We start from the raw sequence: 24,316 nt of genomic DNA, 5'->3' as shown, positions 1-24,316 counted from the left end.
CATGAACGCTCCCTTCAAGACGACCACCGATCCGCTGGACGCCCCGCTGTGGGATCTGTCCGACCTGTACGCCTCGCGCGATGACGCGCGCATCGAAACGGATCTGGAGCGGGCGCGCGGCCTGGTCGCGGACCTGACCACCCTGCAGGGCCAGCTGGTGGGTGCGCGGGCCGAAGCGGCGGTGCTGGGTCAACGGCTCGACCGGGCCGTGGCCCTCTACGAACAGGCGTCGGACGTGTTGGGCGCGCTGGGGGCCTATGCCTTCCTCGCGGCGTCGACCAACCGCAACGACGCCGGGGCGCAAGGCTTCGAGGCCACGGTGCGCGAAAAGATGACGGCCATCGCCACGCCGACGGTCTGGGTCACGCTGGAGATCAACCAGCTGGAAGAGGCTGAGGTCGAGGCGGCGCTGACTGCGTATCCGGCCGCAGCGCGCTGGACACCGTGGCTGCGTCGCGTGCGGGCGATGAAGCCGCACGAGCTGTCGCAGGAGCTGGAGACCTTCCTGGCCGAGCGCGGGCCGATCAGCGCCCAGTGGCCGCGGCTGTTCGACGAGACGCTGGCGGCGATGAAGGTCAGGGCGGGGAAGGAAGACCTGACCCTGTCCGAGGCTCTCAACCGGCTGTCGGACCCCAAGGGCGCGCGGCGCAAGTCGGCGGCCGAAGGGCTGAACGAAGCCCTGGCCGCGCGGACGTCGACCATGGCGCTGGTGATGAACACGGTGGCGGCGGACAAGGCGCTGGAGGACAGGTGGCGCGGGTTCAAACGACCCGCCGACGGACGGCACCTGTCCAATGAGGTGGACGGCGAGTCGGTGGATGCCATGGCCGAAGCCGTGGGCGCGGCCTATCCCCGCCTGTCGCATCGCTATTACGCCCTGAAGGCCCGGGCTCTGGGCAAGGCCAGTCTGGACCAGTGGGACCGCAACGCCCCGATCGAGACCAGCGCCCCGCGGGGCTATAACTGGGCCGCGGGCAAGCAGCTGGTGCTGGAGAGCTTCGCCGACCTGGGTCCCGAGTTCGCGGAACGGGCGGGCGGCTTCTTCGACCGGCCGTGGATCGACGGCAGGGCGCGGCCGGGGAAACAGTCGGGGGCCTATGCCCATCCGGTGACCTCGGACCGGCATCCCTATGTGTTCCTGAACTGGATGGGCGAGCGACGCGACGTGCTGACGCTGGCGCACGAACTGGGGCACGGGGTGCACCAGACCCTGGCGGCGGGGCAGGGCAGTCTGCTGGCCGACACGCCGCTGACCCTGGCCGAGACGGCGTCAATCTTCGCCGAGGGGCTGACGTTTGACCGGTTGCTCAAGACCGCGCCGAAGGCCGAGCAGCGCGGCCTGCTGGCGGGGCGCATCGAGGACGGGCTGAACACCGTGGTGCGCCAGATCGCCTTCCACCGCTTCGAGACCCGCTTCCACGACGAGCGCGCAAAGGGCGAGGTCCCGGTCGAGCGGATCGGCGAGATCTGGATGGAAGAGATGGGTGCGTCACTGGGGCCGGCGGTGACGCTGAACGCCGGTTACGAGCACTGGTGGAGCTATGTCAGCCACTTCGTCCACTCGCCCTTCTATGTCTATGCCTATGCCTTCGGTGACCTGCTGGTGGCGGCGCTGATGGAGACCCGGGCCAAGGATCCCGCGGGGTTCACGCCGCTGTATCGGGCGCTGCTGGCGGGCGGTGGGTCGAGGGGATACGTCGAGGCCTTGGCCCCGTTCGGGCTGAACCCCCGCGATCCGGCCTTCTGGACCATCGGCACCAAGCGGCTGGAAGGGCTGATCGACCAATTCGAGGCTGTGGTTTGAGTTGACGGGCCGGTGCGGGCGGGGGAGCGTCGAGGGATGCGTTTCCTGATCCTCGCGGCGACCCTGATCGCCGGCTTTCCCTTCGCCGCCCTGGCACAGACGCCGGTCGCCCCGGCCGCCCCGGCCGCACCCGGGCCCGCCGTCCGCGCCATGGCGGCCGGCTACAAGGCGCTGACGGTGTGCAGCGCCCTCAAGACGGCCGAGGCGGCGGGCGGGTCCCGCACGCTGGAGAGCGTCGAGGCCAATGAGCTGGTCGGGGTCTATCCCGAGCTGGACGGACTGGTCCGGGAGATGCCCGTGGTCATCGGCCAGCGGCAGGTGTCGGTGGCCTGGGACGAGGCCATGCCGCCGCGGGTGGCGGTGTTCGCGCCTGGCCGGGGCTGCGCCATCCAGCCGGTCGGGTGGTCCGGCGAGAGTCCCGAGATGTTCCTGCCTGGCGTGCGGGTGAACGAGACCTTCGTCTTGGCCGATCCGAGCGGCAACGCCGCCCTGCTCAACGAGGCCGTCGAAGGCGCCTTCGAGGGCCGTTACGGCGAGGGCGCGAACACCACCGCCGTGCTGGTGCTGCAGGCCGATCGCGTGGTGGCGGATGAATACGGCGAGGGCTTCGGCGTCGACACGCCCCAGCGCACCTGGTCGGTGGGCAAGTCGCTGGCCGGGACCCTCATCGGCGCCGCGGTCCATCGCGGCGAGGCGGATGTGAACGCCCCGGCGGCCATCGCAGACTGGCGCCGCGAGGGCGATCCACGGGCAGCCATCACCCTCGACCAGCTGATGCGGATGGCCTCGGGCCTGACCAGCGACACGGCGGGCAACCGCACCGACGCCCTGTATTTCGGCGGCGTCGGCATCGATGAACAGGCCACGACCTGGCCGCTGATCGCCCCGCCGGGAACGCGCTACCGCTATGCCAACAACGACACCCTGCTGGCGGTGCTGTCGATCGCCCCGACCTTCGCCGACCATCCGCCCGCCGAGCTGTTCCGGCGGCTGGGCATGTACGACACCTGGGCCGAGACGGACTGGCGGGGCAACTACGTCCTGTCCAGCCAGGTGTGGTCGACCGCGCGCGACCTGGCGCGCTTCGGACAGATGTATCTGCATGACGGGGTCGTCGACGGCGAACGGGTCCTGCCAGAGGGCTGGCGTGACTATGTCTCACGCCCTTCCGGCCCGCAGCCGTCCGGTGATCAGGGCTATGGCGCGACCTTCTGGTTGATGAACCGCTCGGACGGCATTCCGGCGGACACGATCTCGGCCAACGGCAACCGCGGCCAGTATGTGGTCATCGTGCCGAGCCGGAACATCGTCATCGTGCGCCGGGGCGAGGACCCGACCGGCAAGCGGTTCGACGTCATCGGCTTTACGCGCGACGTTCTGGCCGCGCTGGATTGACGCCGGGACGGTGAATTGTCGCCCGCCGCTTGAGCGCACGGCAGGCCCCGCTATAAGGACGCCAACTGCCGTTCCAGATTCCGGATGCCACCATGGCCGACCCGCACCACGCCGAATCCCACGACGCCTATGTTCGCGGCTCCCAGGAGATCAGCGAGCAGGCCTCGACCTTCCATGCCTTCATCGGCATGTCGAAATGGGGCTCGCTGGCGATCGCAGCGGTCCTGATGTTCCTGACCCTGGCATTCCAGCCCGGCGGCAGCCTCGTCGGCGGCGCGATCAGCGCCGGTGTGGTCCTGGTGGTCGGCTGGTTCCTGCTGAAGTCCCCCAAGGCCTCGCACTGATATCTGGGCCCGGCGCGGTCTGTCGCTCATTGAGTCCGACCCGCATTGCCATTGAGACGGTTGGCGGGCTTTGACGCGCCATCCCCGATCAGCCTAACGTCGTCCGTCGAGATATGACGGAGGGATTCGCTTGGCTGTCGCCATCGCCGTGACCCGCGAACGCCGAGACGGCGAGACGCGCTGCGCCGTGACTCCGGATACGGTCAGGAAGCTGATCAGCATGGGCGCGACCGTGACGGTCGAGGCCGGGACCGGGACCGCATCCTCGCTTCCGGACGCCGACTATGTCGCCGCCGGCGCGACCGTGGCCAAGGATACAAAGGCCGTGCTATCGGGCGCGGACATCGTGCTGAAGGTGCGCGGGCCGACGGCGCAGGAGACCAGTGCGCTGAAGCCGGGTGCCATCGTGGTGGCTCTGCTGGACGCGTATCGCGACAAGGAGACCGTCACGGCGCTGGCCGGTGCCAACACCACCGCCTTCGCCATGGAATTCGTGCCGCGAATTTCGCGGGCCCAGGTCATGGACGCCCTGTCGTCCCAGGCCAACCTGGCCGGTTACCGCGCGGTGATCGAGGGGGCCTATGCCTATGGCAAGGGCTTTCCGATGATGATGACGGCGGCGGGCACCGTCGCCCCGGCCAAGGTCTTCATCATGGGCGTGGGCGTGGCCGGTCTGCAGGCCATCGCCACAGCGCGACGGCTGGGCGCGGTGGTCACGGCCACCGACGTGCGGCCCGCGACCAAGGAACAGGTGGAATCGCTGGGCGCCAAATTCCTTGCCGTCGAGGACGAGGAATTCAAAAACGCCCAGACGGCAGGCGGCTATGCCAAGCCGATGTCGCCCGAGTACCAGGCCAAACAGGCCGCGCTTACCGGCGAACACATCAAGAAGCAGGACATCGTTATCACGACGGCCCTGATCCCGGGCCGGGCGGCGCCAGTGCTGGTCACGGCGGCCCAGGTGGCGACGATGAAGCCGGGCTCGGTGCTGATCGATCTGGCCGTCGAGGCCGGCGGCAATGTCGAGGGGGCCAGGGTCGGCGAGGTGGTGACCACGGCCAACGGCGTGTCGATCGTCGGCTGGGCCAATCTGCCCGGCCGGATCGCGGCCGATGCCTCGGCCCTCTACGCCAAGAACCTGGTCGCCTTCGTCGGACTGATGATCAAGGACGGGGCACTGGCGGTCGATCTGGAGGACGAGATCCTGAAGGCGTCGGTGGTGACCCACGGCGGGTCCGTGGTGCATGAGGGGGTGAAGGGATGAGGTTCCTGACAGGTTTCGCCTTCGCCACGGTCGTGCTGGGCCTATTGCTGATCGCCGCCTGGTGTGTGGCCGCGGCCGTGGCGGCGCTGGGCGGGCCTGACATCGGTTTCCCGAGCAAGCTCGCGACCAGCGGCGGGACCATGCTGGTCATCGGCGGCGCGATCTTCACCCTGTTGAAGTCGCAGGAAAAGTCCCCGGCCAACAGCCTGAAAGACAGCGAGAGCGCCTGATTATGGAACACGTCGATCCCACCGTCTTCCGCCTGGCCATCTTCGTGCTGGCGATCTTCGTCGGCTACTATGTCGTCTGGTCGGTGACGCCGGCGCTGCACACGCCGCTGATGGCCGTGACCAACGCCATTTCGTCGGTGATCGTGGTCGGCGGCCTGATCGCGGCGGCGGCGGCCAGCGCCGACGGGGGCTGGATCGCCAAGGGGGCCGGTGTCGCCGCCGTGACCCTGGCCAGCGTCAACATCTTCGGTGGTTTCATGGTCACCCGACGTATGCTGGCCATGTACAAGAAGAAGGAACGGCCGGCCGCCCCCGCCAAGCCTGCGGAGCCCGCGACCTCGTGACCTTCGATGCCCACCAGCTCGCGGTCGGTGTGTCCTGGGTCGCCACGGCGATCGGGGCCGGCCTGTGGCTGTGGAGCTGGATCCGGGAGAAGGATGCCATCCGCAAGCTGCGGTTCCTGGACTGCGCCGTGGTGCTGCTGTTCGCCTCGGTCCTGCTGCGCATCGTGGCCCAGGACAAGCCGATGACCGTTCTGGACTGGGCCATGGTGTTCATCGCGCCACTGTTCATTGCCGCAGCCCTGTGGCGGCTGGCGCGGACCGCCCACACGCCGGGAGGGCGCTGATATGCGCGCGGGCCGGATAGGACTGATTGTGACACTGGCGGTGGTCGCCGCCTCCGCGGCGGAGGCCCAGACGAACGTCGGTGCTGATCTTGAGGCTGGCCTGCCGTGGCACGTCGCGGCGCCGCAGGGAGCCAGTTGGAGCCTCGAGTGTCGCTTCCGGCCCGTGATCTACGAGGCCAATGCCTACAACCGGTCGGCCTGGGCCAACCGCATCGGGGAGACGGGCCGCGGATCCAAGGGCGGCCGTCTTCCGTCGGACAACGGCAGCTGCACCGTGACCAAGACCGGCGGAACCGGCCCTGTGGCCATCGCCATGATCAAGAACGGCGAGTCGCAGGTGGCGGTCACGAGCGACCCGGCCAGGCCGGCCGCCGTGGGATTTTTCTGATGCTGAACACACCGATGCTGAACTCTGGGGACACGGCATGAACGCATCCTTCGCGGCCCTGGCCTATCTGGTCTCGGGCGTCCTGTTCATCCTCAGCCTGCGCGGGCTGTCGAGCCCGGAGACGAGCCGTCAGGGCAATACCTTCGGCATGATCGGCATGGCGCTGGCCGTCGGGGTGACGCTGCTGACGTTGTGGAGTTCGGGCACGCTGGACCCGCTGACCCTGGCCCTGATCGCCGGGGGCGTGATCGTCGGCGGCGGGGCGGGCGCGCTGATCGCCGGCAAGGTGCAGATGACGCAGATGCCGCAACTGGTGGCGGCGTTCCACAGCCTCGTCGGCATGGCGGCCTGTCTGGTCGCGGTCGGGGCCGTCTATGCGCCGGAAAGCTTCGGGATCGCCGACGGCGCAGGCGGGATCAAGATCCAGTCGATTATCGAGCTGGCGCTGGGGGTGGCCATCGGTGCCATCACCTTCACCGGCTCGGTCATCGCCTTCGCCAAGCTGAACGGCAATATGAGCGGCGCGCCGATCCTCCTGCCGGCGCGGCACCTGATCAATATCGGCCTGGCCCTGGGGCTGGTGCTGTTGATCGGTGTCATGATCGGCTCGGGCGGGACCGCGACCTGGGCCTTCTGGGGCGTGTTCCTGCTGGCGCTGATCCTCGGCGCGACCCTGATCATCCCCATCGGCGGGGCCGACATGCCGGTGGTGGTGTCGATGCTCAACTCCTACTCCGGCTGGGCCGCGGCGGCGCTGGGCTTCACGCTGGAGAACATCGCCCTGATCATCACGGGGGCGCTGGTCGGCAGCTCGGGCGCGATCCTGAGCTACATCATGTGCAAGGCCATGAACCGCAGCTTCATCTCGGTGATCCTCGGCGGTTTCGGCGGCGATACGGCGGCCGGACCGGCCGGCGCGGTCGAGACCCGGCCGGTCAAACAGGGCAGCGCAGAGGACGCGGCCTTCATCATGAAGAACGCCTCGAAGGTCATCATCGTGCCCGGCTACGGCATGGCCGTGGCCCAGGCGCAGCACGCCCTGCGCGAGATGGCCGACAAGCTGAAGGAGGAGGGGGTCGAGGTGAAATACGCCATCCACCCCGTCGCCGGCCGCATGCCCGGCCACATGAACGTGCTGCTGGCCGAGGCCAATGTGCCCTATGACGAGGTGTTCGAGCTGGAGGACATCAACTCGGAATTCTCGTCCGCCGACGTCGCCTTCGTCATCGGCGCCAATGACGTCACCAACCCGGCCGCCAAGACCGATCCGAAGTCGCCGATCTACGGGATGCCGATCCTGGACGTGGAGAATGCGGGCACGGTGCTGTTCATCAAGCGCGGCATGGCGGCGGGCTATGCGGGCGTCGAGAACGAGCTGTTCTTCAGGGACAACACGATGATGCTGTTCGCGGACGCCAAGAAGATGGTCGAGGGGATCGTGAAGGCGCTGTGATGATGACTGGCGTTGTGTTCCCGAAGCGATTGATAGCCGCGGGTTTGCTTGCGGTTCTCGCGATCGGTCTGGTGTCCTGCGCCTCGCAGCCGCCCGGCCAGTCGGGCACCCCGGCATTTCTCTCCGGCCTTTGGCACGGCGTGATCGCGCCCATAGCCTTCGTGATCAGCCTGTTCGACAACGACGTGCGCATGTACGCCTTCCCGAATGCCGGCCGTTGGTATGACTTCGGCTTCCTGCTCGGGATCGGGGTCTGGGGCGGCGGCGCCGGTGCCGGGGCAGCCCGCAGGTAGCAGCCCGTAGCCGCGCTCGTACGCCCCCTGTGCGTCACCCTGTCTGCCCTTTGCGACATTGCGCCTGCACCTTCATCCCCGCTCGCGCGTTATGATCGGACCGCACTGGCCGATTGCGGCCAGGTGCCTGAAAGCCAACCCCCATGGTCAACAAAATTCTCGAACCCGACGAACGCGCCCTCGAAGAAGAGAAGGACGCCCAGCCGGTCATCCATCACCAGCCCAAGTGCTTTTCCGACAAGTTCGCGCTCGGCTTCACCAAACTGCTCCGCGTCTGCGCCGACACCTTCTTCGCCAAGAAATACGGCCACCGCGCCATCGTGCTGGAGACCGTTGCGGCCGTGCCCGGCATGGTCGGGGCGACGCTGACGCATCTGCGCTGCCTGCGCGAGATGAAGGACGACGAGGGCTGGATCCGTACCCTGATGGAGGAGGCGGAGAACGAGCGGATGCACCTGATGACCTTCATCGAGGTGGCCAAGCCGACGTATTTCGAGCGGCTGGTGGTGCAGCTGGCCCAGGCGATCTTCTACATCGGCTTCTTCCTGCTCTACCTGATCTCGGCGCGGACGGCGCACCGGGTGGTCGGCTATTTCGAGGAAGAGGCGGTGATCAGCTACACCCTGTATCTGAAGGAGATCGATGAGGGCCGCTCGCCCAACATCCCGGCCCCGGCCATCGCCATCCACTACTGGAAGCTGCCGGCCGATGCGACCTTGCGCGACGTGGTCCTGCAGGTGCGGGCCGATGAGGCGCATCACCGCGACGTCAACCATGGCTTCGCCAGCACTCTGGCCAAACTGCCGCCGAGCCCTGTACCTTCGGCTCCCTATCCGCCGCATGCCACGGAGCTGAGCGGCGCGGCCTGAGGGGAGGGCAGGATGGCATCTGAAGCCAAGACCAAACCGACCGAGGTCCCGGTCGCTGACTTCATTGCCGCAGTCGAGAACCCCAAACGCCGCGCCGACGCCGAAACCCTGTGCGCCCTGTTCGAGGAAATCAGCGGGGAGCCGCCGAAGATGTGGGGGCCGTCGATCATCGGCTTCGGGCGCTATCACTACCGCTACGCCAGCGGGCACGAGGGCGACGCGCCCCGGCTCGGGTTCTCGCCACGCAAGGCCCAGACGGTCGTTTACGTCATGTCGGGGTTCAAGGGGCAGGAGGAGATGATCGCGCGCATCGGCAAGGTGAAGACCAGCGTGTCGTGCATGTACGTCAATCGGCTGGACCAGATCGACCTCGGCGTCCTGCGCGAAATGGCCGTCGCCTCGCTGGCGCAGATGCGCGAGCAATATCCCGACTGATCACGACCTTCTCCCGCAGAGGGAGAAGGACATGAGTCACGCCGCCATGCGGAAGTCTTCAGCGGGGGCGAAGGCCGGGCGGGCCTCGTCCCACAGGGCGTCCTCGTCGGCGTAGCGGGCCGACAGGCGGGCGTCGATGACGTCGATGACCTGTTCTTCCAGCCGGTCCCAGATGACCGCCAGATCGCCGCAACCTTCGGCGTCGCACGGCACAATCAGATAGCGGGAGGCGGCGACGGAAGCGTGGGGAGCGAAAGCGCGGGCCATGGGTTATCTCCGGTTGGGGTGTCTCTGTTAAATCCGACCATGAAGCAGCGTTGCGTCAAAAACGGACGTATGCGATCTTCGTTCCATGAGACTGGACAAGACGGCGACGGTAATCGAACTGGCGCGGCGCATGGCCGCCAGCGCCGAGGGGCTGACGCTGGACGAGATGGCGCGGGAGTCCGGCGTGGGCCGGCGCACCGCCGAGCGGATGCGGGATGTCGTCCTCGGCCTGTTTCCCCAGGCCGAGGAGGTGTCCGACCCGCCGGGCAAGCGCTGGCGCATCCGGGGGGGGCTTTCGGCCTTTGAACAGGCCCCGACGACCGAGGAACTGGTCGAGCTGAGCAAGGCGGCCCAGGGGCTGCGCGCGTCCGGCGAAACAGGCCGGGCGGCGGCGCTGGAGGGGCTGGAACGCAAGCTGAAGTCGGCGATGCGCTCTACGACGCTGAACCGGCTGGCCCCCGATCTGGAGGCGCTGGTTCGGGCCGAGACCATCGCGGTGCAGGCCGGTCCCCGGCCCTCGGCCGACGAGGCGGTGCTGACCGAGATCCGGCACGCCATCCTGGCCGGGCAACCGCTGGGCTTCATCTACAGCCGGCCGGGTGCCGAGGCGCGACGGCGCAGCGTCGCCCCGTGCGGGGTCATGTTCGGACGCGCCAACTATCTGGTCGCGGCTGACCGCGAGAGCGGCCGTATCCAGACCTTCCGTCTCGACCGGATGAGCGCGGTCAAGGCCGAGGCGGGGATGGCGTCTCCTCCCGCCGACTTCGACCTGCAGGCCTTCGCCAGCCAGTCGTTCGGCATCTATCAGGACGAGATCGAGGATGTGGTGCTGCGGGTGACCCCGGCGGGAGCCAACGAGGCGCGCGCCTGGCGCTGGCACCCGACCCAGAGGGTCGAGGATCAGTCCGACGGCGGGGTGGTCGTGCGCTTCCGGGCCTCAGGCATGCGCGAACTGGCCTGGCATCTGTTCAGCTGGGGCGATCAGGTGGCCATCCTCGCACCCGAACGGCTCAAGGACGTCATGGCCCGCGAGCTCGAGTCCGCACAACGCGCCCTGAAAACGGCCGATGCATGAGCAATGGTTAAGCTGACACCGCAGCGCCCGCCCGTTAGCCGTCTGGCATGAACCGCTTGCTCCCGCTCCTGATCGCCGCCGTTCTGCTCGCCGTTGCGACGCCGGCGGCAGCCCTTCAGCCCGTAACCCGGGTCGCCGAGGTGGCCGTCCCGAGAATCACGGTCACGCGCGACGGTGACAGATGGACCGCCGACTTCATCCTCGACCGCGATGCCGCGGTCTGGGCCTTCCGTCATTCAGCCCTGCTCAGGGTGGGTGGCCAGCCGTGGCGGCCTGACTGGTGGGCGGTCGAGACCCCGGGTGTCGTTCTGGACCGACAGGGGCGTTATGACGTCCTGCGCCGGATTGATGGCGGCCCCGTGCCACGTCGGTTGCGTGTGGTCCTTCATCCCCGGCAAGGCGACCTGCAGGCCGACTACGATCCCGCCCTGATGTTTTCTGACGGCACCGTGGCCCTGTTTTCCGACCAGTTCGACCTGATCCCGCTGGAGTCGCTGGACGCCGCGCGATCCCTCCCGATGGACCTGAACGGCCTTGAGGTCGAGGGCAGCCCTTCCAGCGTGACGTGGCGCGACACTGGCGGGCCCGTCCTGTTCAATGGCGAGCGCGTCGAGGAGGCGACCGCTGCCGACGCCAACACCTATGTCCTGTTCGGGGAGGCCCGCATCCGGCAGGGCGAGGGCGTGACCACGGTGATCGATCCTGGCCTGCCGTCCTGGCTGGGCGCTGAATTGGGCGGGTTCACGCCACGGGTCATGAAATTCTATGTAGACCGGCTGGGGCCGAGCCGGGCCGGCGCGCCGACGCTGATGGTCAGTTGGGCCGGGCCAACGGCGGGCTTGTCCAGCATGGGCGGCAGCGTCCTGCCTGACCTGATCTCGATGACCTTCGAGGGCGAGGGTGTGCTGGATCCGGACAAGGCCGCGCTGGACCGTGCCCACTGGTTTATTGGCCATGAGTCCGCGCATTTCTGGATGGGTTCGAACGGCCTGAAGTACCAGTTCGCCCGTGACGCCTGGATCACAGAGGGCGGCGCGGACCTGATGGCGATCCGTGCGATCAGCGCCATCGATCCGACATACGATGCCCGGTCCGAACTCCAGCGGGAGGTCGATGACTGCGTGGAGTTGGCCCGGAACCAGCCGGTCTCCACGGCGGGGGAGCGCGGGGACAATCGCGCCTATTATGCCTGCGGTGCTGTCTGGGCGCTGGCGCTGGAGTCTGCGCAGATGCGTCGCGACGGCGGCGATTTTTTCGCGGTTGTGGCGCGGTTCCAGACCGATAATGCGGCCGACCAGACCCTGTCCCGCTCGGAATGGCTGGCGGAACTGACGCGAGTGGCGGGCGATGGCGCGCCTGCCGGGACGATCGCTCGCATGCTGGATGTCGGGGTGAGTGATCCCGCCTTGGCTCTCGCCGGCCTGTTTGACCAGACCGGTGTGGCCTACCGGTTAGACGAGGGACACCTGACCCTGCAGTGATCGAGCGAACTGTTTTGGGTCAAGGGCTGTCATCCGGCCAGGGCGAGACCGGCGATCAGCCAGCCGGCCAGGGCCGCGGCGGTGACGAGTTCGGCGATGACGACGCCCAGGAGCCAATGCTTGCGGACAGAAGACAATACGACACTCACGACGGACGCTGATCAAACGAGCCGTCTAAATCCTTGACCTTGCCAAAGGTTCAGCCGCTGTCAGCCAGAGCCTCGAAAGGCCACGGGCTGACGGATTTGGACCAGTCGTCGACCGTCAGCGCCCGGTCCATCGGCGGGGCGGCGCGTTCGGCGCAGGGGTGCCGGTGGCACAGGCGGCAGGCGGGTCCTATGGGGGTGACCTCGGGGGCCGCGAGGTCCAGCCCGCGGGCGTGGACCAATCGATGCGCGTATTTCAGCTCGCACCCCAGGCCGATGGCGAGGTCATGGCCCTCGGTGAAGGCGTCGTGTCCCTGACGGTCCACCGTGCGGGCCAGGGTAAACCAGCGCTGTCCGTCCGGCGTCTCGATGATCTGGGTGACGATGCGGCCCGGCGTGCGGAAGACGCTGTGCAGACGCCACCGCGGGCAGGCCCCGCCGAAGCGCGAGAAGGGGAAGGTCCCCGAGGCGAACCGCTTGGAGATGTTCCCCGCCTGATCGACCCGCATCAGGAAGAAGGGCACGCCCCGTGCGGTCGGACGCGACAGGGTCGTAAGGCGATGGGCGGCCTGCTCGTAGCTGACGCCGAAGCGGGCCTGCAGTCGGCCCAGATCGTAGCCGGTCTCCTCTGCCGTGCGCTGGAACGGGCCGTAGGGCATCAGGATGGCGGCGGCCAGGGTGTTGGTCAGGGATACCTTGAGCAGGCGCCGGGTGGGCTCGTCCGGGGGCGAGGCAGCGTCGGCCATGGCGGTCAGTTCGGCGTCATGTTCTGAAAGGGTCAGCTGGAAGGCGACGGCGAAGGCGCGGGACGAGGGCCCCAGGGCCTCGGACAGCAGCAGGCGATTGCGGTGCGGATCATATCGCCGGGTCCATTCGACCATGACTTCCGCCGGCAGGGTGCGAACCTCAAGGGCGTGGCGAGACCGCAGCCGGGCGCGGACCCGGGTCGTGAAGCGTTCACCCGGTGTCTCGGTCAGCAGGGCCTCGGACAGGGCCTCGCCGAGGCTGTCCAGTTCGGGGAAATGGTTGCGCCGCGACTGGATGTACTCGCGGACCCAGTCGGCGGGGCTGTCGTCACCGCCGAGTCCCGAAACATCGGTTTCGGCGCGGTCGCGGGCACGGCGGTCGGAAAAGGCACGATACAGGCGAAGCAGGGCATCGGCGGCCGCGGGCTGATCCTCGGCCAGCTGAACGATCTCGTGACGCGGGACCATCAGGCCCTGGAAGACCGGATCGGCGAAGGCCTCGGCCAGCTCGGCCTCCGACGCCGGACCGGCGGACTGTCCGAGCGTCCGCAGGTCGACGTCATAGGTGTCCGCCAGTCGCAGCAGCAGTTGGGCCGAGACCGGGCGCTGGTTGCGCTCGATGTGGTTGAGATAGGAAGGCGAAACGCCCAGATCGACCGCCATGGCGGTCTGCGTCAGCGCCAGATCGCGCCGAAGCCGTTTGAGGCGCCCCCCAAGGAACAGTTTTCGATCGGTCACGGCGTTCATGAGCGCACTTTGTCATGAAATGACTTAACAGAATAGGTCATATTATGACTGAATGACACGAATGGGAGGCGTAAGCTGTATCATTCGTGACAGCCACGTGGTCTGCTCCTTGAAACCAGCGGCGATGTTCGCCGTTTCAAGCCGAGATCTGCATGACCAGCTTCGCCCACCTTGTTCCGTCGCCCGTCGGTCGCTTTGACGGCATCGAGAGGCCCTACACGCCGGAGGATGTGCTGCGACTGCGCGGATCCATCCCGATCACCCATACGCTGGCTGAGCGCGGTGCCAACCGGCTGTGGGAACTGTTGCACGAAGAGCCGTACGTGAACGCGCTCGGGGCCGTGACCGGCAACCAGGCGATGCAGATGGTCCGGGCCGGATTGAAGGCCATCTATCTGTCGGGCTGGCAGGTCGCCGCCGACGCCAATACGGCCGGGGCCATGTACCCCGACCAGTCGCTGTATCCCGCAAACGCCGCGCCCGAGCTGTGCCGCCGCATCAATCGTACCCTGCAACGCGCCGACCAGATCGAGCACGCCGAGGGTGGGGCCAAGCGTGACTGGTTCGCTCCGATCGTGGCCGACGCCGAGGCCGGCTTCGGCGGCCCGTTGAACAGCTTCGAGATCATGAAGGCCTTTATCGAGGCCGGAGCCGCCGGCGTCCATTTCGAGGACCAGCTGGCCTCCGAGAAGAAGTGCGGCCACCTCGGTGGCAAGGTGCTGATCCCGACCCAGGCGCATGAGCGCAATCTGATTGCGGCGCGTCTGGCTGCCGATGTCATGGGCACGCCGACACTGACGGTGGCTCGCACCGACGCCGAGAGCGCCCAGTTGATCACTTCGGACGTGGACGAACGTGACCGGCCCTTCATCGACCGCGACAACCGGACGCCGGAAGGCTTCTTCCGGCTGAAGGAAGGGACGGGGCTGGATCACTGTATCGCGCGCGGCCTGGCCTATGCGTCCATCGCCGACGTGCTGTGGTGGGAGACGTCGCACCCGGATCTGGATGACGCCCGCCGGTTCGCCGAGGCCGTGCACAGGGAACATCCCGGCAAGCTTCTGGCCTACAACTGTTCGCCGTCCTTCAATTGGAAGGCCAAGCTGGATGACGCCACCATCGCCAAATTCCAGCGCGAGCTCGGGGCCATGGGCTACAAATTCCAGTTCGTGACCCTGGCCGGCTTCCACAGCCTGAACAACTCCATGTTCGAGCTGGCCGACGGCTACCGCGACCGCGGCATGGCGGCCTATTCCGAGCTGCAACAGCGCGAATTCGCCAATGAGGCCATCGGCTACACCGCCACGCGCCACCAGCGCGAGGTCGGCACCGGCTATTTCGATCAGGTCGCCACCGTCATCTCCAACGGCCAGTCGTCCACGACCGCGCTGAAGGATTCTACCGAGACCGCCCAATTCGTGGCGGCGGAATAGTCAGGAGAGAGCCCATGGAACCGCTGAACAATCCCACAGCCATCATCGACTTCTGCCTCGCCCCCCTGAATCTGGACACAGGCACCGAGGCCGAGAGTGAGGTGCGTCGTCGGCTTGAGCATGTGATCAGGACCTTCCGCGCCAAGGCTACCCAGCCCGTCAGCGTTGATTTCTCGCGGATGCCCTCGCAGGTCATCAACGAGGCTGCGCACGGATACGAATAGGGACCGGGTATCAGGCGGCCATGGCCTTGGCAGCCGCCCGGGGCAGGGCAAAGACCAGTCCCAGCAAGTCATTGGCGTCAAACGGCTTGGCCAGATGCCGGTCAGCGCCCGCGGCTTCGGCCGAAGCGATGTGCTCGGGCAGGGCGTTGGCCGTCAGCATGACAACCGGAATACGCGGAAGGCCCATGGCGGCCTCGTGCAGCCGGATCTCACGGGTCGCTGTCAGACCGTCCATGACCGGCATCTGCATGTCCATCAGGATCAGGTCGAAGTCGGCGTCCCGACACGCCTGGACCGCGCGGGCCCCGTCCTCGACCGTGGTCAATGCGACCCCGGCCTGGGCCAGGATCAGTTCGACGACCTTGCGGTTCACCGGGTGATCGTCGGCCAGCAGGACCCGGACGGGCGGGTTCTCACCGTCGGGCCTTGCAACCTGTAACACGTCAACAGCAGCGGGCGCCTCGACGGCACGGAACGGTATGGTCAGGATGAAGGCGGAGCCGCCGCCCGGTTCGCTTTCGCAGTCCAGATGGCCGTCCATCATTTCGGCCAGCTGACGCGAGATGGCGAGGCCCAGGCCTGAGCCCCCGAACTTGCGGGTGATAGCCCCGTCGGCCTGTTCGAATCGGCTGAAAAGGCGATCGCGGGTTTCGCTATCGAAGCCGATGCCGGTGTCCTCGACCGAGAACTGAAGGGCTGGAAAGCCGTTGCGATCGGGAACCGTCGCGGCCGTCAGGCTGACGAACCCCGTCGCCGTGAATTTCACGGCGTTGGACACCAGGTTGGTCAGGATCTGCTTGATCCGAACCACGTCACCGGTGATCCAGCGGTCGGCTTCAGGCTCGATCTCCACGAAAAATTGCAGGCCCTTTTCGGCGGCCGAGGATTCGTAGAGGCGGGCGGCCTCGCGGACGGCGCCGCCGAGGTCGAACGAGTCCTCCGCCAGTTGCAGCCGACCGGATTCCACGCGGGCCAGATCAAGGATGTCGCTGAGCAGGACTTGGAGCGTTCGTCCCGACGACTGGATCAGGTCCAGCATCTCGCGCTGCCCGGCCGACAGTTCGGTCTTGCCCATCGCCTGGACGAGGCCGATCACGCCGTTCAGGGGCGTGCGGATTTCGTGGCTCATATTGGCGAGGAATTGGCTCTTGGCGCTGCTGGCGGCCTGGGCCGCGTCACGGGCCTCTGCCAGGGCCGCGGCGTCGTTCTTCAGATCCGTGATGTCGTTGCAGACGGTGACGATGCCCCCGGCGGCGGTCCGGCGATCGGAGACCCTCATCCAGCGGTCGCCGGCGATCCGCTGTTCCATCGTCGTGGAAAGCGCCTTGCGGGACTCCATCCGCTCGGCGATCCACGCCTCTTCCCGACCGATGGCGTCGGTGTAGAGACCCTCGTCGAGACCAATCCTGATAATCTCGAGGAAGGACATCCCGACTTCCAGATTGGAAGACAACTCCGGGTTCACTTCAGCGTAGCGGTGATTCCACAGCACCAGACGGTCATCTGCGTCAAAGAAGGCGAGGCCGTCCGGCATGGCGTCAAGAGCTTCGCGGATCTCGCGCAGCGCACGTTGGCTCGGCTTGTTTCGCCGCCCCGCCCGCGCGGAAAGGCGTACCAGCCTGCCCAGCAGGGTCCCGAGACTGCTCATGCGCGGTTTCGCAGGGTCAGGCCCGTATGGCGGTACCCAGCCTTACTCTTGAAGACGAAAATGAGCGAAGATCGGTCCACCAGGCCCCCTGTCCGGAACCGTACAGTGCGGCACAGGGGTGAAGAAAGCGTGGGCGTGGAGTCGCTTTCAGGCTGTGTCCGTCGTCACGACAATCTGGAACTCCCGGCCCATGACCTTGACCGGATTGACCTGCCGGTCACCACGGCGGACTTCGAAATGCAGGTGTGGTCCGGTGGAGCGGCCGGTCGAGCCGACGAGGCCAATCCTTTGGCCCGCCTGGAGACGGTCGCCAGAGGCCACGTCCAGACGGCTCATATGGCCGTACAGGGTGCTCATCCCGTTTGGATGGCGGATTTCAACAAACCGACCGTAGCCTTCGGCGTCGAAGCCTGTTCGCAGGACGGACCCTTCCGCTGCCGCGAAGACGCTGGTCCCCCGGGGCGTGGCGATGTCGACCCCTTCATGGTTACGGACGGCCTGGCCCGGCATCTGGCGCGGGCCGAACGGCGAGTTGATCGCATAGCCCCTTACCGGGTCCACAAAGGCGATCAGGCGGGTGACCGGGCCCGCGTCCTCGGCGACAGCGGTCAGGGGTGGTGCCTCCGGAGCGGAGAAAGCTGCGGCAGGGGCAGCCGGGTCCGGAGCCGACAGCGGCGCGGCTGCCATGGCCAGAACGGCGACGCCCGCCAAGGCGGCGGCCTGACCGGAGTGGATAAGAAACGACCGGGCGGTCGGTAACAGGCGTCGCATTCGGCGTCGGCTCCGTCTTCGGCTCGCGAGAGCAGGGGAGGGACGCCGGCGGGCCGCGGCTACGCCACGCACTGCGGCCAGCGACCGGAGAGAGCGCCGTTGTAAGCTCTGGTGAGGCTGCTTTGGGGCAGCAGGGGGTGGCAGGTCGTCGCAGGGCGGAACGAAAAAGGCCCGCGATCCGGTCGGATCGCGGGCCCAATGCCGGGTCTGTTCGTTTACAGTGGCAGGCGGAAGGTGATCGCGCCGACGTGGCTGTCGGCCTTGTCACCGAAGCGGCCGCGATAGCCGAGGTTCATCTTCACCGGGCCGATGTCGGCGTCAACGCCCGCCGAAGCGATCATGGAGCCGCCGAACGGATCCTCGATCTCGCGCGACAGGATCTGGGCCGGATTGGCGGTGATCCGCGTGCGGACGGCGTCGCTGCTGTCGCCGAAGGAGTCGCGGTAGCCGCCCTCGACATAGAAGCTGAAGCCTTCGCTGCCGCCTTCGGCCCGCAGCGAGACTTCCCCGCTGGCAGCCTGGACGGTGCGGTTCTGGTACTCGTACTGGGCGGCCGGGCCCTGCTCGGTGTAGCCGTTGACGTCCGTCGAAACGAAGCTGACGGCGGCGCGGGGTGACAGGCCAATGCCCCCCATGTCGAACCAAACGCCGCCCTGGATGCGCGCACCGAGACTGCCGCCATCGGTCTTGCCGGTGTGAACGACCGGCGCGAGCGAGGTCAGTCGTGTGATGTCGTCATACTGGTCGATCGACCCGCCTGCGGACGCATTCACAAACGTCGAGCCCGAGCGCCAGCCGGCCTGGAAGTCGATGGCGTAGGACTTCAGGTCGAACGTCATTGCGCCGGCTTCGACGTCTGCGTTGCGCATCGTGGCCGTCAGGCCGAACCGCATGCTGTCGGACATCACGTGGTCCAGTCCCACCCGGACACCATATCCGGTCGCATCGGCCGCCGCGACGCTGCCGCGCGCGTCGGTGTCCACGCTGTCTGCGATGGCTCCGAAGGTCAGGTGGGTGCCGGGCTCCCAGGCCGCGCGGCCCGAGAGAGCCTCACCGGACAGGTCAAGCAGGTCTTCGCGCTGGCGGAAGGCGGTCTCGGCCTGAACGGTCGACTGGGCACCGATGTCGCCATAGTAGAGATAGTCGTTCGCCAGCCTCGCGATCAGCTGGTGACCCGCGGCTGTCGGGTGAACGCCATCCCAGAACAGATAGGTGCCGGGCGTGGCGCAGGCCGTTACGCCGTTGAAGCAGGAGTCGGTTGCGTTCGTCAGGCCGAACGCCCCCGGGTTGGCAGCGAGGGTCGTACCGATCTTGAAGATATCGAACAGGATGATGTTGGTCCCCGGACGGGCCGCTGCCGTGGCCATCAACCCGCTGAGCAGGGCGCTGTTGAAGGAGGTGCCGGCAAACTCGGCCAACGGAGCCGCAGTCGTCGTGCGGAACTGCGGAGCGTTTCCGAGACTGGGAATATTACCTACCAGAATGGTGCCGGCACCGGCACCGGCGACGCTGTTGACGATGAAGTTGATGTCGGCCGCTGCGGCCAGCACGACCGGCGTGATGGTGCCGGTAGGATTGGTAGAGGCACCGGCCGCCGGCAGGCCCTGGAAGATGTTGTTGGCACCGCCGAGGATGCTGACGAGATCGGTTGAGCGGAACGTGCCGCCGCCGCCCGTGTAGGCCAGAAGCTGGTTACGCATTCCCGGGGGGAAGGCCGACGAGTCCGTACGGGCGCCGCCGTAGGCATAGTTGATGCTGCCGGTGACGGGCGCGCCGGCGGCCGAGCGCCCGGCGTTGAAGCCCAGCAGTTCCGTGAACACCGGGCCATTCGAGAACCGGCCCTGGAAATAGGGCGGCGACGTCGGCTGGGTGTTGCCGGTGGCGGCGAACAGGTTGCCGTTGTCACTCAGGCTGTCGCCGAAAACGACAAGCCGGCTGTAGCTCTGGGCGCTGGCGGCCGAAGCCATGGCACCGGCAGCGGCGATCGTCAGAACGGCAAGCGCCGCGCTGCGCAGGAAACGAGACATCAATAATCCTCCCTCGGCCGTCATCATGCGACCGTTGGGTGCAGTGTGCGCCGCTTTTTCTCGCGCGCAAGATGCCGTAAGGGAAGCTTCAGTGCAGCATTCTGAAACGCAGCGTTCCGGCAACACTCTTCAGCCCACGGAGGGCTTCCGAATCATAGTCGCGGTCCACGTCCGTGATGACGTAGCCGGTCCGCTCGTCTGTCTTCAGGTGCTGGCCCAGAATGTTCAGGCCGGCGGCCGTCAGCGCGCGGTTCAGTTCGGCCAGGACGCCGGGCTGGTTGCGGTGGATGTGCAGGATCCGGTGCGCGCCCGAGACCTCGGCCAGCTGCACATTGGGCAGATTGACGCAGAAGGTCGTATCGCCGCGATTCAGATAGGCCAGAAGGCGTTCGGCGGCGAATTCACCGATGGCTTCCTGGGCCTCTTCGGTCGAGCCGCCGATGTGGGGGGTCAGGATGACATTGCGCAGCCCACGCAACGGACTGTCGAACGGATCGGCGTTGGTCGCCGGTTCCTCGGGAAAGACGTCGACCGCAGCCCCGCCGATCAGGCCCGCGCCCAGCGCCTGGGCGAGGGCTCCGACGTCGACGACGTGGCCGCGCGATAGGTTCAGCAGCAGGGCCCCGGACTTCATCCGCGCAAGTCGGGCCGCGTCGATCAGGGCGGCGTTGTCGGCCCGGCCGTCAACATGGAGGCTGACCACGTCGCTTTCGGCCAGCAGGGCATCCAGCGAGCCCATCCGGCGCGCATTGCCCAGCGCCAGCCGCTCGGTCAGGTCATGGAAAATCACCCGCATGCCGAGGCCTTCGGCCAGCACCGACAGCTGTGAGCCAATGGCACCGTAGCCGACGATGCCCAAGGTCTTGCCCCGCAACTCGCGCGAGCCGGTCGCCGACTTGTTCCACTCCCCGCGGTGCATGGCGGCGGACTTGTCGGCGACGTCACGCATCAGGGCGATGGTCAGACCCACGGCCAGCTCCACGACGGACCGGGTGTTGGAATAGGGGGCGTTGAAGACGGCGACGCCCCGGGCGGCGGCGGCATCAAGATCGATCTGGTTCGTGCCGATGCAGAAGGCGGCAATGGCCATCAGCCGCGGTGCGGCCTCAAGAACCCGGGCGCTGACCTGGGTCTTTGAGCGCAGGCCCAGCACATGCACGCCTTGCAGGGCCTCGATCAGGGCGTCTTCGTCAAGCGCGCCCTTCAGGCTCTCGACGGAATAGCCGGCCTCGTGCAGGCGTTCGACGGCGGCGGGGTGGATGTTCTCGAGCAGCAGGATGCGGATGCGGGCCCGGGGATAGGACCAGCGGCCCGCCAGCCCTTCGGCGTGAAGGACCTCGTCCATCGACGGTGATTCCACATCAGCGGCGGCCACGACCCGCTCGCGGCGGACGATCTCGGTGAAGGCGTGAAACCGGTCTGCAACGCCCGACAGCTTGACCTCTGCGTCCGTCCAGCCGTCGCCGATCATCACGACGGGCCGGGCGAGATCCAGGGCGCGCAGGGCAATGGACTTGCCGTCGGCATGGGCCAGCGGATTGGCCTGGTCGACCCCGGTGACCCGCCCATCGGCGTCGTAGGTCAGATCATTGCACAGCACCTGGCCGGGCGGAATGTGCAGATGGGCGGCAAGCGGCGCGATGATCTCGCGAAAGCCGCCGGAGACAATGATGATGCGCCCCGCGTTCTCGCGGAAAAACCGCAGGTTACGGCGCACCGACGGCGTGCCTTCGTCGAGAATTCGGTCCGCCAGCTCGGCCACATGATCGCGGGTCAGGGGCATCAGGGCTAGGCGACGTTGCAGCGCTTCGCCGAACGGCAGGGCGCCGGTCATGGCCTGATCGGTCAGGACGGAGATCTCGGCGCGCAGGGCTTCGGCGTCCGGAGCGCCGGCCAAGGCGATCTCTGCCAGTGCCTCGAGGGTCTCGATGCGGACGAGCGTGGAATCGAAGTCGAAGATGAGGGTCGCCGGATCAGCCATGACGGGACCTTGGCCCACCTTCGCAGTTGCAGCAACACGCCAACGACAGTTTGAAAATGGAGTCCGAAGCGCCTGAATCGAAGCCCCGGCCGCCCCGAAGGGACGGCCGGGGCCAGATTTCGTGGGTCAGTCGGTCAAAACCCGACGCAGGGTGTCAGAATTTTCCGAGGCTGCGCAGCCGGCTGTCGGGGCGACGGGTCTCGAGGGCAGCGGCACCGATGGCAGCCGCGATCGTCACCAAGGCGAGGAGCGCACCGCCTTCGCGCGCGTGATCCTTGGCGTATGTACCGGCGTCACTGGCGTAGCGTCGGGCCGTCTTGCCATGCTTCTTCAACGCCTTGCGCGAGGAATGTCGTGCGCCGTGGAGGATGCGTTCGCCGCGATGGCGGGCTTCGTCGCTGAGGTCAGAGGCGCGTTCACCGGCGTCGGTCAGGCCATGGCGCACGCTTTCCGCCAGATCGCCGAAGCGATCTCTCAGGGAGTCGGTATCGATCCAGCCGCGTGGGTCAATCCGGCCGCGCAGACGCTCATAACGCGTCGGGCCGGAGCGCTGGCCCAGCAGCAGGGCCGCGATACCGACGCCGGCGAGGACGGCGACGACGCCGCTGCTGATGCCAGGATGTTTGCGGACTTCGGCGAGGGCAGAAAACTGGCGAACCATGGGATAGTGAACCTCTTCATCGAGGCCGTCGTCGGTCGGGTCATAGAGCCCGTCGTCGAACGGCTGCCAGGCGGAACCCCTGTCCCGCATCAGGGAGGGAGCGAACCGGGCGAAGAGTGGTTCCGCCAGACCGGGCAGGATCGAATAGAAGCTGGCGATCAGACGGCCGCCGCCGCCGACCGTGATCTCGCGAATCGGGTGGCTGGCGCAGTACAGGATGGTGTCGGCCACGACGTGGGTGGCGTAGACCGGCTGCGGGTTCTGGGTGGCGTAGCCGGTCAGGTTCCGGGCGTGTTTCGAGTAGGGGCTGTCGACGGCCGCCGGCTTCACAAGGCTGACGGTGATCGGAGCCTGTTCGCGCATCAGCTCCATGCGCAGGGCGTTGGTGAAACCCTTCACCGCGTGTTTGGACGCCGAATAGACGCCCTGGATCGGCAGGGGCGCGTCCGACATGATCGAACCCACATTGACGATGGCCCCGCCACCGTCCCGCTGGCGCAGATGTTCGGCCGCCACGAGCGACCCGTTGACCACCCCCCAGTAGTTGGTCTCGAACAGACGGCGCTGGTCGTCCAGGCTGGTGTCGCTGATGGCTCCATAGATCGACACGCCGGCGTTGTTGACCCAGGTGTCGAAGCCACCGAACAGGCGCACGCATTTCTCGGCCGCCTCGGCCAGGACGTCGTGATCGGCGACGTCCGCAACCGCCCAGGCGGCGCGGGCTCCGGTGGCCTGCAATTCCTCGCACAGCGCCTTGAGGTCGTTTTCTCCGCGCGCGATGAGGAAGACGCAGGCACCGGCCCTGGCCGCCCGACGCGCAGTCGCCAGACCGATTCCCGAGGTGGCACCGGTGATGACGATGGCCTGCTGGTTCAGGGGTTTGAGAGTCGCTTTGGTCATGAAACCGCCGGGTCTTTGCGCTTGAATCTGGCCTTGAACGAACGGGGCCGAGGCCTCGCCGGTTCCTGCTTTAGCATGCAGGTCTTACCATTCGCGACGCCTGAGCCTATCTCACGACGCTTCCGCACAATCACCCTTCCGAGGACCGCCGTGACAGATCACGCGCATACGACGCCCGCCCATCCCGCCGACGATCTGGCCGCCGCCTTCCAGATCGAGGGCTCGTCCGTGCGCGGGCGGCTGGTGCGGCTGGGCGACACGATCGACGCCATCCTGGCGGCCCATGCCTATCCCGAGCCGGTTGCGGCCCTTCTGGGCGAGGCCTGCGCTCTCGCGGCGCTGGTCGGGTCGAGCCTGAAGTTCGAAGGGCGGCTGATCGTTCAGGCGCAGGGGGACGGGCCCGTGCGCTACGTCGTTGCCGACTATGACACCCGGGGTCATATGCGCGGCTATTGCCGGTTCGACGAGGCAGAGGTGGCGGCGGCGTCGCAAGGCTTTGCCCGTCCTGGCGCGCGATCCCTGCTGGGCGAGGGTGTCTTCGTCATGACGCTGGACCGGGGTCCGGACTTTGAGCGAACGCAGGGGATTACGCCGATCGAGGGTGAGAGCCTCTCGCTGGCCGCCGAACACTATTTCCAGCAGTCCGAGCAGATCCCGACCAAGGTGCGCCTGGCGGTGGGCTCGGTGGTGGGTGATGAGGGCGTGAGCTGGCGCGCCGGCGGTGCCCTGATCCAGCTGATCGCCGGCGATGACGCGCGCGGCTCGACCGAGGAAGCGTGGGACCGGTCGCGGGCGCTGTTCCAGACGCTGGCGGATGACGAACTGCTGGACCCGACGATCACGCCGGAGACGCTGCTGTTCCGACTGTTCCATGAGGACGGGGTGCGGCTTGAGGATGCGCGGGCGCTTGTGGCGCAATGCCGTTGTTCGCGCGACCGGATCGCCAGAGTTTTGACCTCTTTCAACCCGGAAGAGCGGGCCGAGATGGTCGAGGCGGACGGCAAGATCCGTGTCACCTGCGAATACTGCGCAACGATCTATGAGCTGACGCCGGAACAGATCATCGCTGACTGATTTACCGGTGGGGTGCCCGCGAGTTCATTTGC

The 24,316-nt window shown here is 67.2% G+C and carries 24 protein-coding genes; 17 read left to right on the top strand and 7 right to left on the bottom strand.

The window, feature by feature from the left end; all coding sequences use genetic code 11:
* Window position 1 precedes the first annotated feature (1 nt).
* The 12 genes from ACP7AS_RS10265 to ACP7AS_RS10210 all read left to right on the top strand — a co-directional run bounded on the left by ACP7AS_RS10265 (window position 2) and on the right by ACP7AS_RS10210 (window position 9,103).
* Window positions 2-1,804 carry a M3 family oligoendopeptidase gene (locus ACP7AS_RS10265; protein ID WP_426028763.1) on the top strand — a complete coding sequence of 601 codons (1,803 nt, stop codon included), beginning with the start codon at window positions 2-4 and terminating at the stop codon, window positions 1,802-1,804.
* Between the two features lie 36 nt (window positions 1,805-1,840).
* On the top strand, window positions 1,841-3,199 hold the full coding sequence (locus ACP7AS_RS10260) for a serine hydrolase domain-containing protein (RefSeq protein WP_426028762.1): 1,359 nt from the start codon (window positions 1,841-1,843) through the stop codon (window positions 3,197-3,199).
* 92 nt (window positions 3,200-3,291) lie between these two features.
* On the top strand, window positions 3,292-3,543 hold the full coding sequence (locus ACP7AS_RS10255; protein ID WP_426028761.1) for an aa3-type cytochrome c oxidase subunit IV: 252 nt from the start codon (window positions 3,292-3,294) through the stop codon (window positions 3,541-3,543).
* A gap of 130 nt (window positions 3,544-3,673) precedes the next feature.
* Window positions 3,674-4,807, top strand: a complete 1,134-nt coding sequence (locus tag ACP7AS_RS10250; RefSeq protein WP_426028760.1) for a Re/Si-specific NAD(P)(+) transhydrogenase subunit alpha — start codon at window positions 3,674-3,676, stop codon at window positions 4,805-4,807.
* Complete coding sequence (locus tag ACP7AS_RS10245) at window positions 4,804-5,037, top strand: hypothetical protein (protein ID WP_426028759.1); 234 nt, start codon at window positions 4,804-4,806, stop codon at window positions 5,035-5,037. The genes ACP7AS_RS10250 and ACP7AS_RS10245 overlap by 4 nt, the downstream gene beginning before the upstream one ends.
* Before the next feature lie 2 nt (window positions 5,038-5,039).
* Window positions 5,040-5,381: a proton-translocating transhydrogenase family protein gene (locus ACP7AS_RS10240; protein WP_426028758.1), complete on the top strand. Its 342-nt coding sequence runs from the start codon at window positions 5,040-5,042 to the stop codon at window positions 5,379-5,381.
* Window positions 5,378-5,665: a hypothetical protein gene (locus tag ACP7AS_RS10235; protein ID WP_426028757.1), complete on the top strand. Its 288-nt coding sequence runs from the start codon at window positions 5,378-5,380 to the stop codon at window positions 5,663-5,665. The genes ACP7AS_RS10240 and ACP7AS_RS10235 overlap by 4 nt, the downstream gene beginning before the upstream one ends.
* Window position 5,666: 1 nt before the next feature.
* Window positions 5,667-6,053: a hypothetical protein gene (locus tag ACP7AS_RS10230; RefSeq protein ID WP_426028756.1), complete on the top strand. Its 387-nt coding sequence runs from the start codon at window positions 5,667-5,669 to the stop codon at window positions 6,051-6,053.
* A 37-nt stretch (window positions 6,054-6,090) separates the two neighbouring features.
* On the top strand, window positions 6,091-7,506 hold the full coding sequence (locus tag ACP7AS_RS10225) for an NAD(P)(+) transhydrogenase (Re/Si-specific) subunit beta (protein WP_426028755.1): 1,416 nt from the start codon (window positions 6,091-6,093) through the stop codon (window positions 7,504-7,506).
* A gap of 44 nt (window positions 7,507-7,550) precedes the next feature.
* Entirely contained in the window at window positions 7,551-7,799 is a 249-nt protein-coding gene (locus ACP7AS_RS10220; RefSeq protein WP_426028754.1) for a hypothetical protein, read from the top strand.
* A gap of 143 nt (window positions 7,800-7,942) precedes the next feature.
* Window positions 7,943-8,668: an alternative oxidase gene (locus ACP7AS_RS10215; protein WP_426028753.1), complete on the top strand. Its 726-nt coding sequence runs from the start codon at window positions 7,943-7,945 to the stop codon at window positions 8,666-8,668.
* A 12-nt stretch (window positions 8,669-8,680) separates the two neighbouring features.
* Window positions 8,681-9,103: a DUF1801 domain-containing protein gene (locus ACP7AS_RS10210; protein ID WP_426028752.1), complete on the top strand. Its 423-nt coding sequence runs from the start codon at window positions 8,681-8,683 to the stop codon at window positions 9,101-9,103.
* A gap of 36 nt (window positions 9,104-9,139) precedes the next feature.
* On the opposite strand, the gene ACP7AS_RS10205 is transcribed toward ACP7AS_RS10210, so the two are convergent.
* Window positions 9,140-9,370 carry a hypothetical protein gene (locus ACP7AS_RS10205; protein ID WP_426028751.1) on the bottom strand — a complete coding sequence of 77 codons (231 nt, stop codon included), beginning with the start codon at window positions 9,368-9,370 and terminating at the stop codon, window positions 9,140-9,142.
* Window positions 9,371-9,455: 85 nt separating this feature from the next.
* Between ACP7AS_RS10205 and ACP7AS_RS10200 the strand changes: the two genes are divergently transcribed.
* Both ACP7AS_RS10200 and ACP7AS_RS10195 read left to right on the top strand, forming a co-directional pair.
* On the top strand, window positions 9,456-10,445 hold the full coding sequence (locus ACP7AS_RS10200; RefSeq protein WP_426028750.1) for a helix-turn-helix transcriptional regulator: 990 nt from the start codon (window positions 9,456-9,458) through the stop codon (window positions 10,443-10,445).
* Window positions 10,446-10,492: 47 nt separating this feature from the next.
* Complete coding sequence (locus ACP7AS_RS10195; protein ID WP_426028749.1) at window positions 10,493-11,926, top strand: hypothetical protein; 1,434 nt, start codon at window positions 10,493-10,495, stop codon at window positions 11,924-11,926.
* A gap of 199 nt (window positions 11,927-12,125) precedes the next feature.
* Here the strand turns inward: ACP7AS_RS10195 and ACP7AS_RS10190 are convergent, their stop codons facing one another.
* Window positions 12,126-13,565 (bottom strand): helix-turn-helix domain-containing protein, encoded by a 1,440-nt coding sequence (locus ACP7AS_RS10190; protein WP_426028748.1) that lies wholly within the window; start codon window positions 13,563-13,565, stop codon window positions 12,126-12,128.
* A gap of 152 nt (window positions 13,566-13,717) precedes the next feature.
* Between ACP7AS_RS10190 and aceA the strand changes: the two genes are divergently transcribed.
* Both aceA and ACP7AS_RS10180 read left to right on the top strand, forming a co-directional pair.
* The gene (aceA, locus tag ACP7AS_RS10185; protein WP_426028747.1) at window positions 13,718-14,998 is read left to right on the top strand and encodes an isocitrate lyase; all 1,281 of its coding nucleotides are present in this window, start codon (window positions 13,718-13,720) and stop codon (window positions 14,996-14,998) included.
* A gap of 14 nt (window positions 14,999-15,012) precedes the next feature.
* On the top strand, window positions 15,013-15,222 hold the full coding sequence (locus ACP7AS_RS10180) for a hypothetical protein (protein WP_426028746.1): 210 nt from the start codon (window positions 15,013-15,015) through the stop codon (window positions 15,220-15,222).
* Between the two features lie 10 nt (window positions 15,223-15,232).
* Here ACP7AS_RS10180 and ACP7AS_RS10175 read toward each other — a convergent pair whose 3' ends face one another.
* The 5 genes from ACP7AS_RS10175 to ACP7AS_RS10155 all read right to left on the bottom strand — a co-directional run bounded on the left by ACP7AS_RS10175 (window position 15,233) and on the right by ACP7AS_RS10155 (window position 23,210).
* Window positions 15,233-16,870: an ATP-binding protein gene (locus tag ACP7AS_RS10175; protein WP_426028745.1), complete on the bottom strand. Its 1,638-nt coding sequence runs from the start codon at window positions 16,868-16,870 to the stop codon at window positions 15,233-15,235.
* A 147-nt stretch (window positions 16,871-17,017) separates the two neighbouring features.
* Window positions 17,018-17,641: a M23 family metallopeptidase gene (locus ACP7AS_RS10170; protein WP_426028744.1), complete on the bottom strand. Its 624-nt coding sequence runs from the start codon at window positions 17,639-17,641 to the stop codon at window positions 17,018-17,020.
* Between the two features lie 215 nt (window positions 17,642-17,856).
* Window positions 17,857-19,668: an autotransporter domain-containing protein gene (locus tag ACP7AS_RS10165; RefSeq protein WP_426028743.1), complete on the bottom strand. Its 1,812-nt coding sequence runs from the start codon at window positions 19,666-19,668 to the stop codon at window positions 17,857-17,859.
* An 88-nt stretch (window positions 19,669-19,756) separates the two neighbouring features.
* On the bottom strand, window positions 19,757-21,649 hold the full coding sequence (gene serA / locus ACP7AS_RS10160) for a phosphoglycerate dehydrogenase (protein ID WP_426028742.1): 1,893 nt from the start codon (window positions 21,647-21,649) through the stop codon (window positions 19,757-19,759).
* A gap of 154 nt (window positions 21,650-21,803) precedes the next feature.
* Window positions 21,804-23,210 (bottom strand): SDR family oxidoreductase, encoded by a 1,407-nt coding sequence (locus tag ACP7AS_RS10155; RefSeq protein ID WP_426028741.1) that lies wholly within the window; start codon window positions 23,208-23,210, stop codon window positions 21,804-21,806.
* Window positions 23,211-23,360: 150 nt separating this feature from the next.
* Here ACP7AS_RS10155 and ACP7AS_RS10150 point away from each other — a divergent pair, with 150 nt between their 5' ends.
* A complete protein-coding gene (locus ACP7AS_RS10150) occupies window positions 23,361-24,284 on the top strand; it encodes an Hsp33 family molecular chaperone (protein ID WP_426028740.1) in 924 nt (307 codons plus the stop codon).
* Window positions 24,285-24,316: the final 32 nt, after the last annotated feature.

It is taken from the genome of Brevundimonas sp. TWP2-3-4b2 (assembly GCF_049897345.1).
In the GTDB taxonomy this organism is placed as follows: Bacteria; Pseudomonadota; Alphaproteobacteria; order Caulobacterales; family Caulobacteraceae; genus Brevundimonas.
The sequence above is the reverse complement of the archived record's forward strand: the minus strand, read 5'-3'. Positions and strand labels throughout refer to the sequence as shown.

Bases quoted from the DNA above. Each gene is read 5' to 3' on its own strand.
- ACP7AS_RS10205 (WP_426028751.1), bottom strand. From the start codon at position 9,370: ATGGCCCGCGCTTTCGCTCCCCACGCTTCCGTCGCCGCCTCCCGCTAT.
- aceA (WP_426028747.1), top strand. From the start codon at position 13,718: ATGACCAGCTTCGCCCACCTTGTTCCGTCGCCCGTCGGTCGCTTTGAC.
- ACP7AS_RS10260 (WP_426028762.1), top strand. From the start codon at position 1,841: ATGCGTTTCCTGATCCTCGCGGCGACCCTGATCGCCGGCTTTCCCTTC.
- ACP7AS_RS10200 (WP_426028750.1), top strand. From the start codon at position 9,456: ATGAGACTGGACAAGACGGCGACGGTAATCGAACTGGCGCGGCGCATG.
- ACP7AS_RS10225 (WP_426028755.1), top strand. From the start codon at position 6,091: ATGAACGCATCCTTCGCGGCCCTGGCCTATCTGGTCTCGGGCGTCCTG.
- ACP7AS_RS10230 (WP_426028756.1), top strand. From the start codon at position 5,667: ATGCGCGCGGGCCGGATAGGACTGATTGTGACACTGGCGGTGGTCGCC.
- ACP7AS_RS10240 (WP_426028758.1), top strand. From the start codon at position 5,040: ATGGAACACGTCGATCCCACCGTCTTCCGCCTGGCCATCTTCGTGCTG.
- ACP7AS_RS10245 (WP_426028759.1), top strand. From the start codon at position 4,804: ATGAGGTTCCTGACAGGTTTCGCCTTCGCCACGGTCGTGCTGGGCCTA.
- ACP7AS_RS10265 (WP_426028763.1), top strand. From the start codon at position 2: ATGAACGCTCCCTTCAAGACGACCACCGATCCGCTGGACGCCCCGCTG.
- ACP7AS_RS10155 (WP_426028741.1), bottom strand. From the start codon at position 23,210: ATGACCAAAGCGACTCTCAAACCCCTGAACCAGCAGGCCATCGTCATC.
- ACP7AS_RS10170 (WP_426028744.1), bottom strand. From the start codon at position 17,641: ATGCGACGCCTGTTACCGACCGCCCGGTCGTTTCTTATCCACTCCGGT.
- ACP7AS_RS10165 (WP_426028743.1), bottom strand. From the start codon at position 19,668: ATGTCTCGTTTCCTGCGCAGCGCGGCGCTTGCCGTTCTGACGATCGCC.
- ACP7AS_RS10215 (WP_426028753.1), top strand. From the start codon at position 7,943: ATGGTCAACAAAATTCTCGAACCCGACGAACGCGCCCTCGAAGAAGAG.
- ACP7AS_RS10195 (WP_426028749.1), top strand. From the start codon at position 10,493: ATGAACCGCTTGCTCCCGCTCCTGATCGCCGCCGTTCTGCTCGCCGTT.
- ACP7AS_RS10190 (WP_426028748.1), bottom strand. From the start codon at position 13,565: ATGAACGCCGTGACCGATCGAAAACTGTTCCTTGGGGGGCGCCTCAAA.
- ACP7AS_RS10255 (WP_426028761.1), top strand. From the start codon at position 3,292: ATGGCCGACCCGCACCACGCCGAATCCCACGACGCCTATGTTCGCGGC.
- ACP7AS_RS10210 (WP_426028752.1), top strand. From the start codon at position 8,681: ATGGCATCTGAAGCCAAGACCAAACCGACCGAGGTCCCGGTCGCTGAC.
- ACP7AS_RS10180 (WP_426028746.1), top strand. From the start codon at position 15,013: ATGGAACCGCTGAACAATCCCACAGCCATCATCGACTTCTGCCTCGCC.
- serA (WP_426028742.1), bottom strand. From the start codon at position 21,649: ATGGCTGATCCGGCGACCCTCATCTTCGACTTCGATTCCACGCTCGTC.
- ACP7AS_RS10175 (WP_426028745.1), bottom strand. From the start codon at position 16,870: ATGAGCAGTCTCGGGACCCTGCTGGGCAGGCTGGTACGCCTTTCCGCG.